We start from the raw sequence: 13,176 nt of genomic DNA, 5'->3' as shown, positions 1-13,176 counted from the left end.
CGACCAGGACCCGCCCGCGCGAGCCCCCGGGCCGGCGCCATCCCCGGCCCCGGTATCCCGGTCAGCGGCTTTCGAACTTCGACATGTCCGTGTGGCTCGCCTTGATCCACCGCACCGTGCCGGTGGAGGAGCGCATCACCACCGTGTGGGTCTCAATCCGGTCGCCGCGGGCGAACTTGACGCCGGAGAGCATGTTGCCGTCGGTGACGCCGGTGGCGGAGAAGAGCACGTCGCCCTTGGCCATGTCCGAGAGCGCGTATTTCTTGCGCACGTCGCGGATGCCCATGCGGTTGGCCCGCTGGATCTGGTCGTCGCGGTTGATGACGAGCCGGCCCTGCATCTGGCCGCCGATGCAGCGCAGGGCCGCGGCCGCCAGCACGCCCTCGGGCGCGCCGCCGATGCCGAGATAGATGTCGATGCCGGTCTCGTCCGGGTCGGTGGTGTGGATGACGCCCGCCACGTCGCCGTCGCCGATCAGCCGGATGGCGGCACCGGTGGCGCGCACGGCCTCGATCAGGCGGGCATGGCGCGGCCGGTCGAGGATGCAGGCGGTGACCTCGCCCACCGGCACGCCCTTGGCGGCGGCGACGGCGTGGATGTTCTCCGCCGGGGTGGCATCGAGGTCCACGATGCCGGCCGGATAGCCCGGGCCGATGGCGATCTTGTCCATGTAGACGTCCGGCGCGTTCAAGAGCCCGCCGTGCTCCGCGATGGCGATCACCGCCAGGGAGTTCGGCAGGTTCTTGGCGCAGATGGTCGTGCCCTCCAGGGGGTCGAGAGCGATGTCCACCTTCGGGCCCTTGCCGTTGCCGACCTCCTCGCCGATGAACAGCATCGGCGCCTCGTCGCGCTCGCCCTCGCCGATCACCACCGTGCCGGTGACGGGCAGGCGGTTCAGTTCGCGCCGCATGGCGTCGACCGCCGCCTGGTCGGCCGCCACCTCGTCGCCCCGGCCGCGCAGGCGCGCGGCGGCCACGGCGGCGCGCTCGGTCACCCGCACCAGTTCCAGCGTCAGGATGCGATCGAGCGTGCTGCCCGGCTTCGGCGACATGAACCCCTCCTCGGCCCGCACCGTCGGCCCCTTGATCAGCGATCCGACCGGCGGGTGAACCACCGCGGCGGCGGCGGACGGGCGGAGAAGTTTGGTCATGTCGAGATCCTCGTGCAGTCCTCCAGGGCATGTGTAACCCAGGTACGCATCGGCGCGCGATCCATAAAAAGGCTCGTCTTCGAATAGCCTAAATTCGGAAAACAAAGAAATACTCAGTATCAACCGCGATCCGAACGAGGAACGTCAGTCGGAACGGTGTTGATTTCACCGATTCCGGCGAATCGAATGACGGTCCGCCGGTTGTCGACCGTCATCACACGGTCGCAGGAGCGCAATGCGGTCGTTTTTTCCGTGTCGCAGCAAGATGGTGCGGGCTTCAACGGAACGGATCCTTTGATATGCGACCGGTTCCGCATCAGTCCGCCCCAACGCGTACCGACTCCAGGTTGCCCGAAGGTGACCGGAGCCGGTGTGGTTCGCGGCGGACCGCCGAGGTCCGATCAGGCGGCGCGCAGGCCGTCTACGAAGCGGTTCACCGCCTGGTTCAGCTGGCTCGCCTGGCCGTTCAGTTCGTCGGAGAGCGCCATCAGCTTGGTGGAGGCCGCGCCGGTCATCTCCGCCGCGGTGCCGACGCCGGTCACGTTGCCGGTCACGTCCGCGGCGCCTTCCGCCGCCCTCTGGGTGTTGGCGGCGATCTCGTCGGTCGCCGCGCCCTGCTGCTGCACCGCGCCGGCGATCGCCTGGGACGACGCCTGGATGGTGCCGATCGTGGTCACGATCCGGGCGATGCTCTCCACCGTGCCGCTGGTGGCGGACTGGATGTCGGTGATCTTGCGGCCGATCTCCTCGGTCGCCTTGGCGGTCTGGTTGGCGAGTTCCTTGACCTCCGCGGCCACCACGGCGAAGCCTCGGCCGGCCTCACCGGCCCGCGCCGCCTCGATGGTGGCGTTGAGGGCGAGAAGGTTAGTCTGGGCGGCGATGTTGCTGATCATCTCCACCACTTCGCCGATCTGCTGGGCGGACTGGGAGAGCTCCTGCACCCGATTGGTGGTGACGTCCGCCTCGCGGGCGGCGGACTCGGCGACCTCGGACGACCGGGCGACCTGGGAGGAGATCTCCTGGATCGACGCGGCCAATTCCTCCGTGCCGGCCGCGGCCGTCTGCACGTTGGCGGAGGCCTCCTCCGCGGCGCCGGCCACGGCCTGCGCCTGCCGGGAGGTCTCCTCCGCCGTCGCCGAGAGGTTGCGGGCGGCGTCCGCCAGGGCGCCGGACGAACGGCCGACGCCGGTGGAGAGCGCGCTCATTTCCGAAACGAACTGTTCGGCAAGTTCGGCGCGCCGGCGCACGCGGGCCTCCTCGGCGGCCTGCTCCTCGCGCTGGCGCCTGTCGGCGTCGCGGGCGGCGACGAGGCTGTCGCGGAAGGCGGCGAGGCCGATGGCGAGCCGGCCCACTTCGTCGCGCCGGTCGGTGTTCTTGACGCGCACGTCCAGGTGGCCCTCCTGCATCTCCGTCATCCGGGCGAACAGATCGCCGAGCGGCCGGGACACGGTGGCGCGCATGACGAGAACCGCCCCGGCGATCACCAGGGCGATCGATACGACGATGCCGGTCAGCGACACGACGGTGGCGGACTGGGTCGCCCGGGTGTTGTCGACGCTCTGGGCGGCCACGGCCGTCTGAAGCTCATCGACGATCGCGCCAAGCTTTCCCTGGATATCGGCGATAGCCGGGTAGCATAGCGACGTGATGGCGTTGAGCGCACGGGCGTTGACCGCCGGATCGGTGGACTGCGCCATGCGGATCGGCTCGGCGCAGACGCCAGCGATCGCGCCGCCGAGCGCGGTGCTGATGCCGGTCAGCGTCTGGGCCGTCGGCGCATTGGCGGCGGCGGCGCTCTGGATCCGTTCGGCCACGGCGCGCTCCGCCGCCTGCCGGGCGGCATTCGCCTCGGCGACATCCGCCTCGGCGGTCGCCGCGGCATTGCGATAGAGACTGGCCATCACGTTCGAAAGCTCGCGGTCGGCCGCGGCGGCATGCCCGAGCGCGACCACCTGGCTGTCGAGCAGCGCCGTGTAGCTCCCGTCGATCGCCATCATGCGCGATGCGCTGTATCCGGCGCCGGCGAGGGCCGTGAGGCCGAGCGCTCCGATCATGAACCCGACCTTCAGGTTCAGGGATAGATTTGCAAACATGGCCATTGAGACGGGTCCTCGTAGCACTGGATAGCAGCGACGTTCGAGGCCCACACTGGCAGCAATGTCCTAAGATCGGGTAGACACGTACGTATAAATCCTATGTCTTCGCGAGGAGGTCGGTCGGCGAACGGGCGGTCGCCATGCGTCCTCGCTGGATGCGGCCGTCGGGATTGCGCCGCGGACGATGCTCGGCCCGACCGCCCCTCAGAGTTCCTCGATCCGGATCAGGCGCGGCGTGGAGGCGATGTGGCCGTCGGAGCTGATGGCCTCCAGGGCGCCCCGAATCGCCGCCTCCGTGGTGGCGTAGGTGATCAGGATCACCGGCTGCGGCTCCACCGAGGCCACGTGCGCCCCGTCGCGGCGCGGCGCCTCGGAGCGCGGCGCGCGGCGGCGCTGCACGATCGATTCCAGCGAGATGCCCTTTTCGGCCATGCGGGCCGCGATGGCCGCGAAGGCGCCGGGCCGGTCGTTGACCGAGAGGCGCACGTAGTAACCGCCCTCGTGCGCCTGGATGGCGGCGCGCTCGTAGGGGGCGAGGTCCGCCACCGGACGGCCGAACACCGGCACCGCGTGGCCGCGCGCCACGTCCACCACGTCGCCGATCACCGAGGAAGCCGTCGGGCCGCCGCCCGCGCCGGGGCCGACCAGCACGATCTCGCCCACCGCGTCGCCGTCGATGGCGACCGCGTTCAGCACCCCGTCGACCCGCGCGATGGCGGAGGATTTCGGCACCATGGTCGGGTGCACCCGCGCCTCGATGCCGGTCTCGGTGCGCCGGGCGACGCCGAGCAGCTTGATCCGGTAGCCGAGTTCGTCCGCCGCCTCGATGTCGGCGGGGGTGATGGCCGAGATGCCCTCCACGTAGATGGCATCCGCGTCGACCTCGACGCCAAAGGCGAGGCTCGTCAGGAGCGCCAGCTTGTGGGCGGTGTCGTAGCCCTCCACGTCGAAGGTCGGGTCGGCCTCCGCGTAGCCGAGCCGCTGCGCCTCGGCGAGACAGACGTCGTAGGAGAGCTGCTCCGTCTCCATCCGGGTCAGCATGTAGTTGCAGGTGCCGTTGAGGATGCCGTAGACCCGCGTCACGTGGTTGGCCGAGAGGCTCTCCTTCAGCGTCTTGATCACCGGGATGCCGCCGGCCACCGCCGCCTCGAAAGCGAGCGCGACGCCCTTCGCCTCGGCGATCCGGGCGAGTTCCACCCCGTGGCGGGCGAGCAGTGCCTTGTTGGCGGTGATCACCGGCTTGCCGGCAAAGAGCGCCGCGCGCACCACCGCCTCGGCCGGGCCGCTCGCGCCGCCGATCAGTTCCAGCACCACGTCGACGGAAGGATCCGCCGCCAGCGCCGCCGGATCGTCGTGCCAGGCGATGCCCGTGAGGTCGAGCCCGCGGTCCCGCATGCGATCGCGCGCCGACACGGCGGTCACCACCACCGGCCGCCCCGCCCGCGCCGCGAGGGCCGCGGCGTTGTTGCGGACGATCTTCAGAACGGACGCACCGACGGTGCCGAGCCCGGCGACGCCGAGCCTGAGCGGATTGGACATGGGAAGCCTGATCGCCCTTCCAGATGGTTCACGGGACCGGAGCGGGGGATATCAGGTCGGCGCCCCGGAGGCAAAGGGGGAAGGGCCGGGCGAGCGCCACGGCGGCGGCGGGCGGGAGGAAACCACGCTCGGAGCGAAGCACCGACCGTTCTTCCAGGTCGTCACCCCGGCGTACGCCGGGGCCCAACCGTCGGGGAGGTCGGTCTCGACGGAGTGGATGCACGGCGGACGGTTGGATCCCGGCGTTCGCCGGGATGACGGCGGCAGATCCGCCTGCCATCCCTGTCCCGCGCTCGTCATGGTCCGGTTCTGCCGGACCATCCACGCATTCCGCCTGCCGACCGCACACAGGCGTGGGTGGTCCGCCTGCGCGGAACATGACGGGCGTGGCGGATGGATCGAGGAACCCCCCGCCCCTTCCCTTAAGCCCGCTTCAGCGTGATCACGTTGTGCAAGGTCTCGTCCGCGCCGTCCATGAACTTGCGGATGTTGCGGGCGGCCTGGCGGATGCGCTGTTCGTTCTCCACAAGGGCGAGGCGCACGTAGTCGTCGCCGTGCTCGCCGAAGCCGATGCCGGGCGCGACGGCGACGTCGGCCTTCTCGATCAGGAGCTTGGCGAACTCCAGGCTGCCGAGGGCCTTGAACTTGTCCGGCAGCGGCGCCCAGGCGAACATGGACGCGCGCGGCGACGGGATGGTCCAGCCGGCGCGGCCGAAGCTTTCTACCATCACGTCGCGGCGGCGCTTGTAGGTCTGGCGCACCTCGTCGATGTGCTTGTCGCTGTCGGGCGCGTTGAGCGCCGCGGCGGCGGCCACCTGGATCGGCGTGAAGGCGCCGTAGTCGAGGTAGCTCTTCACCCGCGAGAGCGCCGAGATCAGCCGCTCGTTGCCGACCGCGAAGCCCATGCGCCAGCCGGCCATGGAGAAGGTCTTCGACATGGAGGTGAACTCGACGGCGACCTCCATGGCGTTCGGCACCTGCAGGAGGGAGGGCGGCGGCACGCCGTCGAAATAGATCTCCGAATAGGCAAGGTCGGAGAGCACGAACACGCCGTGCTTGCGCGCGAACGCGATCACGTCGCGGTAGAAGTCGAGCTCCACCACCTCGGCGGTCGGGTTCGACGGATAGCAGAGCACCATGGCGATGGGCTTGGGGATCGAGTGGATCACCGCCCGCTCCAGCGCGTGGAAGAACTCCGGCCCCGGCGTCACCGGGATGGAGCGGATCACGCCGCCGACCATCAGGAAGCCGAAGGCGTGGATCGGATAGCTCGGGTTGGGGCACAGCACCACGTCGCCCGGCGCGGTGATCGCCTGGGCCATGTTGGCGAAGCCCTCCTTGGAGCCGAGCGTCGCCACAACCTGGGTGTTCGGATCGAGCTTCACCCCGAAGCGCCGATCGTAGTAGGCGGCCTGGGCCTTGCGCAGGCCCGCGATGCCGCGCGAGGCCGAATAGCCGTGGGTGTCGGGGCGCTGCACCGTCTCGATCATCTTGTCGACGATGTGCTTGGGCGTCGGCAGGTCGGGGTTGCCCATGCCGAGGTCCACGATGTCTGCGCCTGCTGCCCGCGCGCTCGCCTTCAGGCGGTTCACCTGCTCGAAGACGTAGGGGGGAAGGCGCTTGATCTTGTGGAACTCGTCGTTGCTCATGGCTTCTGTCCCGAAGGGCCGTCCCGGCGGCCGGACTGACCCGGCTCCGCGAACCGGGGGGTTATGCTTCTAGCACTGTTCGCCGGTCGCTGAGAAACCCGAACTTCGCGACCGGTCGCGTCATAACGGCCGCAAGGCCCGTCGGCAGCCTGGCCGGGCGCCTCAAGGCGTCGGCGTCGCCGGGCAGACCACCTGGCTCGGATCGCACGGGGACGCGGCCGGGGCGACGCCGCCGCTCGTCTCGTCGAGGAGCTTGCGCGCCTCCTCGTTCTGCTGCTGGCGGATGATGGCGAGCGCCATGGCGGACGGCAGGCTGGCGTCGGCGCGGTTGCCGGCAGAGGCCTGCGCCGACCCGGCGTTCGCCAGATCCCGCTCCAGCGCGTCCTGCTGGGCGGCGGTGCGCAGCGGCACCGAGGAACCGGCCGGCTCGGCCACGGGCGCGGCGGTCTCCACATAGTCCGAAGGGCCGCCGCCGCAGGCCGCGAGCAGGAGCGCCGCCGCGATCGACATGGCGACGCGGGTGCGAAGGCCGGAGGGCCGGGCGGCGGGCGCCGCGTTGAGGGAAGCCGTCATGGCTCGCTTTGTCCTTCCTTCAGCCGTCCAGCCTTCCGCCTTCCGGCCACGGGCCGACATCGCCGGCCAATCTGCCACCGGAGTGTCGGTCCGTCATGGTAACGGCTGCGTTAACGACGGACTTCACATGCGGTTCATCCCATAAGGTTCAATGCCACCAGACACCGAAATCCCTGTCAAACCGCCGGAAGCGTCTCTAACATGGCCGTTGGATCCGAGAGCCCGGGGAACGAGCCGATGACCGACAAGGAGAAGACCTCGGGAGGAGGGCCACTTCTCAACTACATCATCAACAATCCGGAGGCCTTCGCGCACAACCTGGCGACCATCGTGGAAAGCTTCGGCAAGGCCGCGGCCGCCTATGTGGAGCCGCGCGAGAAGGGCACGGTGAAGCCGACCCTCGCCGACGAGCTGACCGAGGTCACCAAGACCCTCGCCAAGGTGGGCGACTGGTGGACCCGCGATCCCCAGCGCTATCTGGAGGCGCAGACGCGCCTCGCCAGCAGCTACATGGACCTCTGGTCCCAGTCCATGCGCAAGGCCATGGGCGAGGAGAGCCGGCCGGTAGCCGAGCCGGAGCCGGGTGACAAGCGCTTCGCCGATCCGGAATGGCGCGACAACCAGTTCTACGACGCCCTGAAGCAGGCCTATCTGATCTCCACCCGCTGGGCGCAGGGCCTGGTGGAGGAGGCCTCGGGCCTCGACGAGCACACGCGCCACAAGGCCGACTTCTACGTCAAGCAGATCTCCGCCGCGCTCAGCCCGTCCAACTACGTGCTGACCAATCCGGAGCTGATGCGCGAGACGCTGACGTCGAACGGCGAGAACCTCGCCCGCGGCATGCGCATGCTGGCGGAGGACATCAAGGCCGGCGGCGGCGACCTGCGGATCCGCCAGTCGGACAACCGCAAGTTCAAGGTCGGCACCAATCTCGCCCTCACGCCTGGCAAGGTGGTGCACGAGAACGAGGTCTGCCAGATCCTCCAGTACGAGGCGACGACCGAGAAGGTGCTGAAGCGCCCGCTCCTCATCGTGCCGCCCTGGATCAACAAGTTCTACATTCTGGACCTGACGCCGGAGAAGTCCTTCATCAAGTGGGCGGTGGACCAGGGCCACACGGTCTTCGTCATCTCCTGGGTGAACCCGGACGAGCGCCACGCGGCCAAGAGCTTCGAGCACTACATGCGCGAGGGGATCTTTGAGGCGCTGGACGTCATCCACAAGGTGACCCGCGTCAAGGAGGTGAACACCGTCGGCTACTGCGTCGGCGGGACGCTGCTCGCCGTCACGCTCGCCTACATGGCGGCCGTCGGCGACGAGCGGATCAAGTCCGCCACCCTCTTCACCACCCAGGTGGATTTCCAGAACGCCGGCGACCTCAAGGTCTTCGTCGACGAGGAGCAGATCAAGATCCTGGAGGAGCGCATGAAGGAGCGCGGCTTCCTGGAAGGCTCCAAGATGGCGGCGGCGTTCAATTCGCTGCGTGCGAACGACCTGATCTGGCCCTATTTCGTCAACAACTACATGCGCGGCAAGGAGCCCTTCCCGTTCGACCTCCTGTTCTGGAACTCCGACAGCACCCGCATGCCGGCGGCAAACCACAGCTTCTACCTGCGCAACTGCTATCTGGAGAACACGCTCGCCAAGGGCACCATGGAGGTCGCCGGGCAGGTTCTGGACCTGAAGAAGGTCAAGATCCCGATCTACAACCTCGCCACCCGCGAGGACCACATCGCGCCGGCCAAGTCCGTCTTCTACGGGTCGAGCCTTTTCGGCGGGCCGGTCAAGTTCGTGCTCTCCGGCTCCGGCCACATCGCCGGCGTCATCAACCACCCGACGCGGAACAAGTACCAGTTCTGGACCGGCGGCCCCGCCGAGGGCACTCTCGAGAAATGGATCGCCGCCGCCACGGAGACGCCCGGCTCGTGGTGGCCGGACTGGCACGCCTGGATCCAGGAGCAGGAGCCCGCGCTCGTCAAGGCCCGCCGCATCGGCGGCGGCCGCCTCAACCCGATCGAGGACGCCCCGGGCCGCTACGTGGCGATCCCGTCGTAAGGGCGACGCGCCGACCGGCGGGCGACGCTCAATCCACGTGGTCGCCCGCGGCCGAGAGGGCGGCGATGAGCCAGCTGGCGATGAGGAGGAGGCCGCCGAGGGGGGCGGCCATGGGGAAGAGCGGCAGGCCGGCGGTGGAGCGGAGCGTGAGGTCGCCGGAAAACAGCGTGATGCCGACGATCATCGTCACCGCCGCCATCTGGCGAATGCGGCTGGATCCCAAGGCCGGGATGGACAAGGCGATGAGCGCCGCGGCATGGATCAGCAGCATCTTGCCGGCGGTGTCGAGGTTGGTGCCCGCAAAGGCGTGGGAGCCGGCCGCCGAGGCCGCCACGCCGGCGGCGCCCGCCAGACCCGCGGCCACCCGGATCACCCTGTCGAGTATCGCCATGTCGCCTCGCTCATCGGCTCGCCCCGCGCATCCGTCCGGCCCACAGGCGGATCGGATCGCGGGATCGTTCCCCAAGCATAGATCAAGCCGGCCCATGGCTGTCCAGCCTGAACCGGACCGTGCCGGCCGGCGCCCGCCCGTGCGCATCGCATGCGCCTGATCCCCGTCGACGATCCGGAGGATCCGCGCGTCGCCGCCTTCATGAACGTGCGCGACCGCGACCTTGCCGGCACCCACGGCGGCCTTTTCGTCGCCGAAGGCGAGACGGTGCTCGACGTGCTCGTCCGCTCGCACCTCTACCGGCCGCGCGCCGTGCTCGTCGCCGCCAACCGGCTGAAGGACGTGGCGCCGCTGCTCGCCGGCCATGCGGACCTGCCGGTGCACGTGGCCACCCAGGCGGTGATGGACCAGATCGTCGGCTTTCCCATCCACCGGGGCGTCATCGCGGTCGCCGAGCGGGGGCTGGCGGCGAGCGCCGAATCGCTGCTCGCGGACCGGCCGGCGGTGGTGGTCGGGGCCGTCGGCATCGCCAACCACGACAACATGGGCGGGCTCTTCCGCAACGCCGCCGCCTTCGGGGCCGGCGCCGTGCTGATCGACCGGAGCGCCTGCGACCCCCTCTACCGCAAGGCCGTGCGGGTGTCGGTCGGCGGCGTGCTCCGGGTGCCGTTCGCCCGCGTCGACGACGGCCTCGCACTCGTCCGCCTGTTGCGGGCGCACGGCTACACGCCGATCGGCCTCTCGCCGCGCGGCACACACCCCTTGCACGCGCTCGACCCGGCTCTCCGGCCGGCGTTGGTGCTCGGCACCGAGGGTCCCGGCCTGCCGGACGCAGTGCTGGCCGAGACCGAGACCGTGCGCATCGACATGGCGGGCGGCTTCGACAGCTTGAACGTGGCGGTGACCGCCGGCATCGCGCTCTACGAACTGACCCGGCGGCTCAATCGGTGACGGGGTGCAGCGCCTCCGCCGGCAGATGCAGCCGCACCCGGTCGCCGGGCTGGAGACCCGCCGCGATCGGGGATGAGATCGCCGCCGTCAGGGTGACGGGGTCCGCCCGGAAGGTCGCGACGACGTGCGTGCCCCGGTAGCCGAGATCGACCACGGTCGCCGCGCACCGGTTGCCGCCCGAGGCCGCCGCGCCCTCCGCCGCGACGCCGATCCGCTCGGGCCGGATCACCACGGCGTCGGCGCCCGGCGGCGGGTCCGCCGCAAGCGCGAGGCACCCGAGCGCCGTCACGGCCGTGCGGCCGTCGAAGCGCGCGTCGAGGATGTTGCCGATGCCGAAGAAGGCCGCGACCGCGCGGGTCGCCGGGCGCTCGAACACGGCGTCGGGGCGCCCCTGCTGGGCGATGCGTCCCGCCAGCATCACCGCCGTCCGGTCGGCGACGGCGACCGCCTCCTCCCGGTCGTGGGTGACGAAGAGGGTGGTGATGCCGGTCGCCCGCTGGGCCGACCGGATCAGGTCGCGCATCTCCAGCCGGAGCTCCGGGTCGAGGTCCGACAGCGGCTCGTCGAGAAGGAGCACCGCCGGGTCCACCACCAGCGCACGGGCGAGCGCCACCCGCTGCGCCTGCCCGCCGGAGAGCGCGGACGGGCGCCTGGTTTCGAAGCCGGACAGGCGGACGAGGTCCAGCATCTCGCCGGCCCGGCGGCGGATCGCGGCCGGGTCCACCCCGCGCATGCGCAGGCCGAAGCCCACGTTGGCCTCAACGGTCATGTGCGGGAAGAGCCCGTGGTCCTGGCCCATGAGCACCGCCCCGCGCCGCTCCGGCGGGACGTCGGCCATTGACCGGCCGCCGATCAGCACGCGTCCGGCGCTTGGCGGCAGGAGGCCGGCGATCAGCTTCAGCACCGTGGACTTTCCGCAGCCGGACGGGCCGACCAGCGTCGTCAGCGTGCCGGACGCGAGCACGAGGTCGACCGCCGCAACGGCAGCGGCGGAGGCGCCCGCATAGGTCTTCGTCAGGCCTTCCAGCACCACGTCCGTCATCGCCCGCCCTCCCCGTCGCGGCGGCTCGCGCGGGCGAGGATGCGCGCGGAGAGCACGAGGGCGACGAGCCCCGGCAGCACGGTGAGGAGCGCGATGGCGGCCGCCACGTCGGAGCGGCCCGCCGTCACATACTGGTTGAGGATCAGCGGCATGGTGGGCACCTGCCCGCCGCCGACGAGGAGCGTCAGGCCGTACTGGCTCCATGACACCAGGAAGGCGAAGAGGGCCGCGACCGCGAGCCCCGGCGCCAGCATGGGTACCGTCACGTGGCGCAGCACCTGCAGGCGGCTGGCGCCGAGGGTGCGCGCCTGGTCCTCCACGCGCGGGTCGAAGCGGGAGAACACGCTGGCGGAGACCAGCACCACATAGGGCAGCGTCGGGATCAGGTGGACGATCATCACGCCCGTCGCCGTGCCGGCGAGGCCGAGGCGGAGGAACACCGCGTGGAGCCCCATGGCGACGGCGAGTGGCGGCACCACCAAGGGCGCCAGCACCAGCGCCTCCACCCATCGCCTGCCCGGAAAGGCGTGGAGCCCGAGCGCCCGTCCCGCCGGCACGCCGATCAGCATGGAAAGCACGGTGGCGCCGAGCGCGATCCCGACGGAGCGAAGGACCGCCGCCGGTATGCCCGACTCCGGCGAACCGACCACGCCCCAGGCCGCCAGATCGAGCGCCGGCGGCAGGATGGCCGGGTAGAACCAGCCGCGCGTCACCGACCAGAGCAGCACCGGCACGAAGGGCAGCAGCAAGAGCGCGATCAGCGCGCCGGTCGCGATCCGGGCCGTCCGCGCGCGGATACCGGTCCGGCCGGTCCGCGCGGCGACGTCCGCGGGCTTGGTCGCCGCGAGGTCGACGGCGCTCACCGGGCCACCTTCAGCGTCGGCAGGCCCGACATCAGCCGTCGCACCGCCATCAGGCAGGCGACGCCGATCGCCGCCGCCACCAGCGACAGGGCGATGGCCGCCGGCCGGTCGGCGAGGTCGTTGGAGGTGAACATCTGGTAGGCGAGCACCGGCAGCGCCTTCGGGTGGCTCGGTCCCAGCACGGCCGGCACCTCGTAGGTGCCGAGCACGAAGGCGAACACCACCGTGGCGGCCGCGAGCACGCCCGGCCGGATCAGCGGCCACGTCACGTGGCGGAACGCCTGCCAGCGGCTGGCGCCGAGCGAGCGGGCGGTCTCCGCCGGCCCGGTCCCGACCGCCGCCAGCATGGCGAGCGTCACCACGGCGACGAACGGCACCTCCTTGGCCACATAGGCGAGGATGACGGCGACGAAGGCCGGGTCGGCGACCAGCACCGGAAAATCCGCGGGCCGGTCGATGAGCCCGGCCCCGTGGCCGATCCGCGCGATCCAGCCCGATTGGCCGAGGAGCCAGAGGAGGCCGACCGCCGTCACAACGTGCGGCACCGTCAGGTTGAACTGGACGAGGAGGGTCATCAGCCGCCCTCCCCCGGCCCGCCGCAGAAGCAGCGCCGCCGCGAGGCCGAGGACGGTCGCCACCAGCGTCGCGGCGCTGGCGATCCAGAGCGTGACCCCGATGGAGGCGAGCACGTCGGGCGCGCCGAGCGCCCGCGCCCAGGGCTCCGCGGTCGGATCGAACCGGCCGGCGAGCGGCACGATGCCGACCGTCCGCAGCGCCGCCAGCGCCAGCCCGCCGAGGAAGAGCCCGGCGAGGAGCGCCACGGTCGGGGCGAGCATCAGAACGAGGCGGGCGCGCTCGGTCATCGGC

At 70.8% G+C, this 13,176-nt stretch carries 11 protein-coding genes; 2 read left to right on the top strand and 9 right to left on the bottom strand.

Annotated elements, in window-relative coordinates; all coding sequences use genetic code 11:
- Positions 1-61: 61 nt before the first annotated feature.
- From glpX to BUQ68_RS10175, 5 genes are all read right to left on the bottom strand, one after another.
- Positions 62-1,051, bottom strand: a complete 990-nt coding sequence (gene glpX / locus BUQ68_RS10195; protein ID WP_075216111.1) for a class II fructose-bisphosphatase — start codon at positions 1,049-1,051, stop codon at positions 62-64.
- A gap of 500 nt (positions 1,052-1,551) precedes the next feature.
- The gene (locus tag BUQ68_RS10190) at positions 1,552-3,204 is read right to left on the bottom strand and encodes a methyl-accepting chemotaxis protein (RefSeq protein WP_210215617.1); all 1,653 of its coding nucleotides are present in this window, start codon (positions 3,202-3,204) and stop codon (positions 1,552-1,554) included.
- 246 nt (positions 3,205-3,450) lie between these two features.
- Positions 3,451-4,785, bottom strand: a complete 1,335-nt coding sequence (locus BUQ68_RS10185; protein WP_075215869.1) for a homoserine dehydrogenase — start codon at positions 4,783-4,785, stop codon at positions 3,451-3,453.
- A 422-nt stretch (positions 4,786-5,207) separates the two neighbouring features.
- A complete protein-coding gene (locus tag BUQ68_RS10180) occupies positions 5,208-6,434 on the bottom strand; it encodes an LL-diaminopimelate aminotransferase (RefSeq protein ID WP_075215868.1) in 1,227 nt (408 codons plus the stop codon).
- A 162-nt stretch (positions 6,435-6,596) separates the two neighbouring features.
- Positions 6,597-7,007, bottom strand: a complete 411-nt coding sequence (locus BUQ68_RS10175; RefSeq protein ID WP_075215867.1) for a hypothetical protein — start codon at positions 7,005-7,007, stop codon at positions 6,597-6,599.
- A 237-nt stretch (positions 7,008-7,244) separates the two neighbouring features.
- Between BUQ68_RS10175 and phaC the strand changes: the two genes are divergently transcribed.
- A complete protein-coding gene (gene phaC, locus BUQ68_RS10170) occupies positions 7,245-9,062 on the top strand; it encodes a class I poly(R)-hydroxyalkanoic acid synthase (RefSeq protein ID WP_075215866.1) in 1,818 nt (605 codons plus the stop codon).
- Positions 9,063-9,090: 28 nt separating this feature from the next.
- Here phaC and BUQ68_RS10165 read toward each other — a convergent pair whose 3' ends face one another.
- Positions 9,091-9,453: a DUF423 domain-containing protein gene (locus BUQ68_RS10165; RefSeq protein ID WP_075215865.1), complete on the bottom strand. Its 363-nt coding sequence runs from the start codon at positions 9,451-9,453 to the stop codon at positions 9,091-9,093.
- Positions 9,454-9,603: 150 nt separating this feature from the next.
- On the opposite strand from BUQ68_RS10165, the gene BUQ68_RS10160 reads away from it, so the two are divergent.
- Complete coding sequence (locus BUQ68_RS10160) at positions 9,604-10,404, top strand: TrmH family RNA methyltransferase (RefSeq protein WP_075215864.1); 801 nt, start codon at positions 9,604-9,606, stop codon at positions 10,402-10,404.
- Here BUQ68_RS10160 and BUQ68_RS10155 read toward each other — a convergent pair.
- Genes BUQ68_RS10155 through BUQ68_RS10145 form a run of 3 tightly spaced genes read right to left on the bottom strand, consistent with a single transcriptional unit; the run spans position 10,394 to position 13,172 of the window.
- Positions 10,394-11,446 carry an ABC transporter ATP-binding protein gene (locus tag BUQ68_RS10155; protein WP_075215863.1) on the bottom strand — a complete coding sequence of 351 codons (1,053 nt, stop codon included), beginning with the start codon at positions 11,444-11,446 and terminating at the stop codon, positions 10,394-10,396. The genes BUQ68_RS10160 and BUQ68_RS10155 overlap by 11 nt on opposite strands.
- Positions 11,443-12,309: an ABC transporter permease gene (locus tag BUQ68_RS10150; RefSeq protein ID WP_210215616.1), complete on the bottom strand. Its 867-nt coding sequence runs from the start codon at positions 12,307-12,309 to the stop codon at positions 11,443-11,445. The genes BUQ68_RS10155 and BUQ68_RS10150 overlap by 4 nt, the downstream gene beginning before the upstream one ends.
- On the bottom strand, positions 12,306-13,172 hold the full coding sequence (locus BUQ68_RS10145) for an ABC transporter permease (protein WP_075215862.1): 867 nt from the start codon (positions 13,170-13,172) through the stop codon (positions 12,306-12,308). Before BUQ68_RS10145 ends, BUQ68_RS10150 begins: the two co-directional genes overlap by 4 nt.
- Positions 13,173-13,176 lie beyond the last annotated feature (4 nt).

Source organism: Mongoliimonas terrestris (assembly GCF_001927285.1).
GTDB lineage: Bacteria > Pseudomonadota > Alphaproteobacteria > Rhizobiales > Pleomorphomonadaceae > Chthonobacter > Chthonobacter terrestris.
Note: the sequence above shows the minus strand (reverse complement) of the source record. Positions and strands in the feature narration are given on the sequence as shown.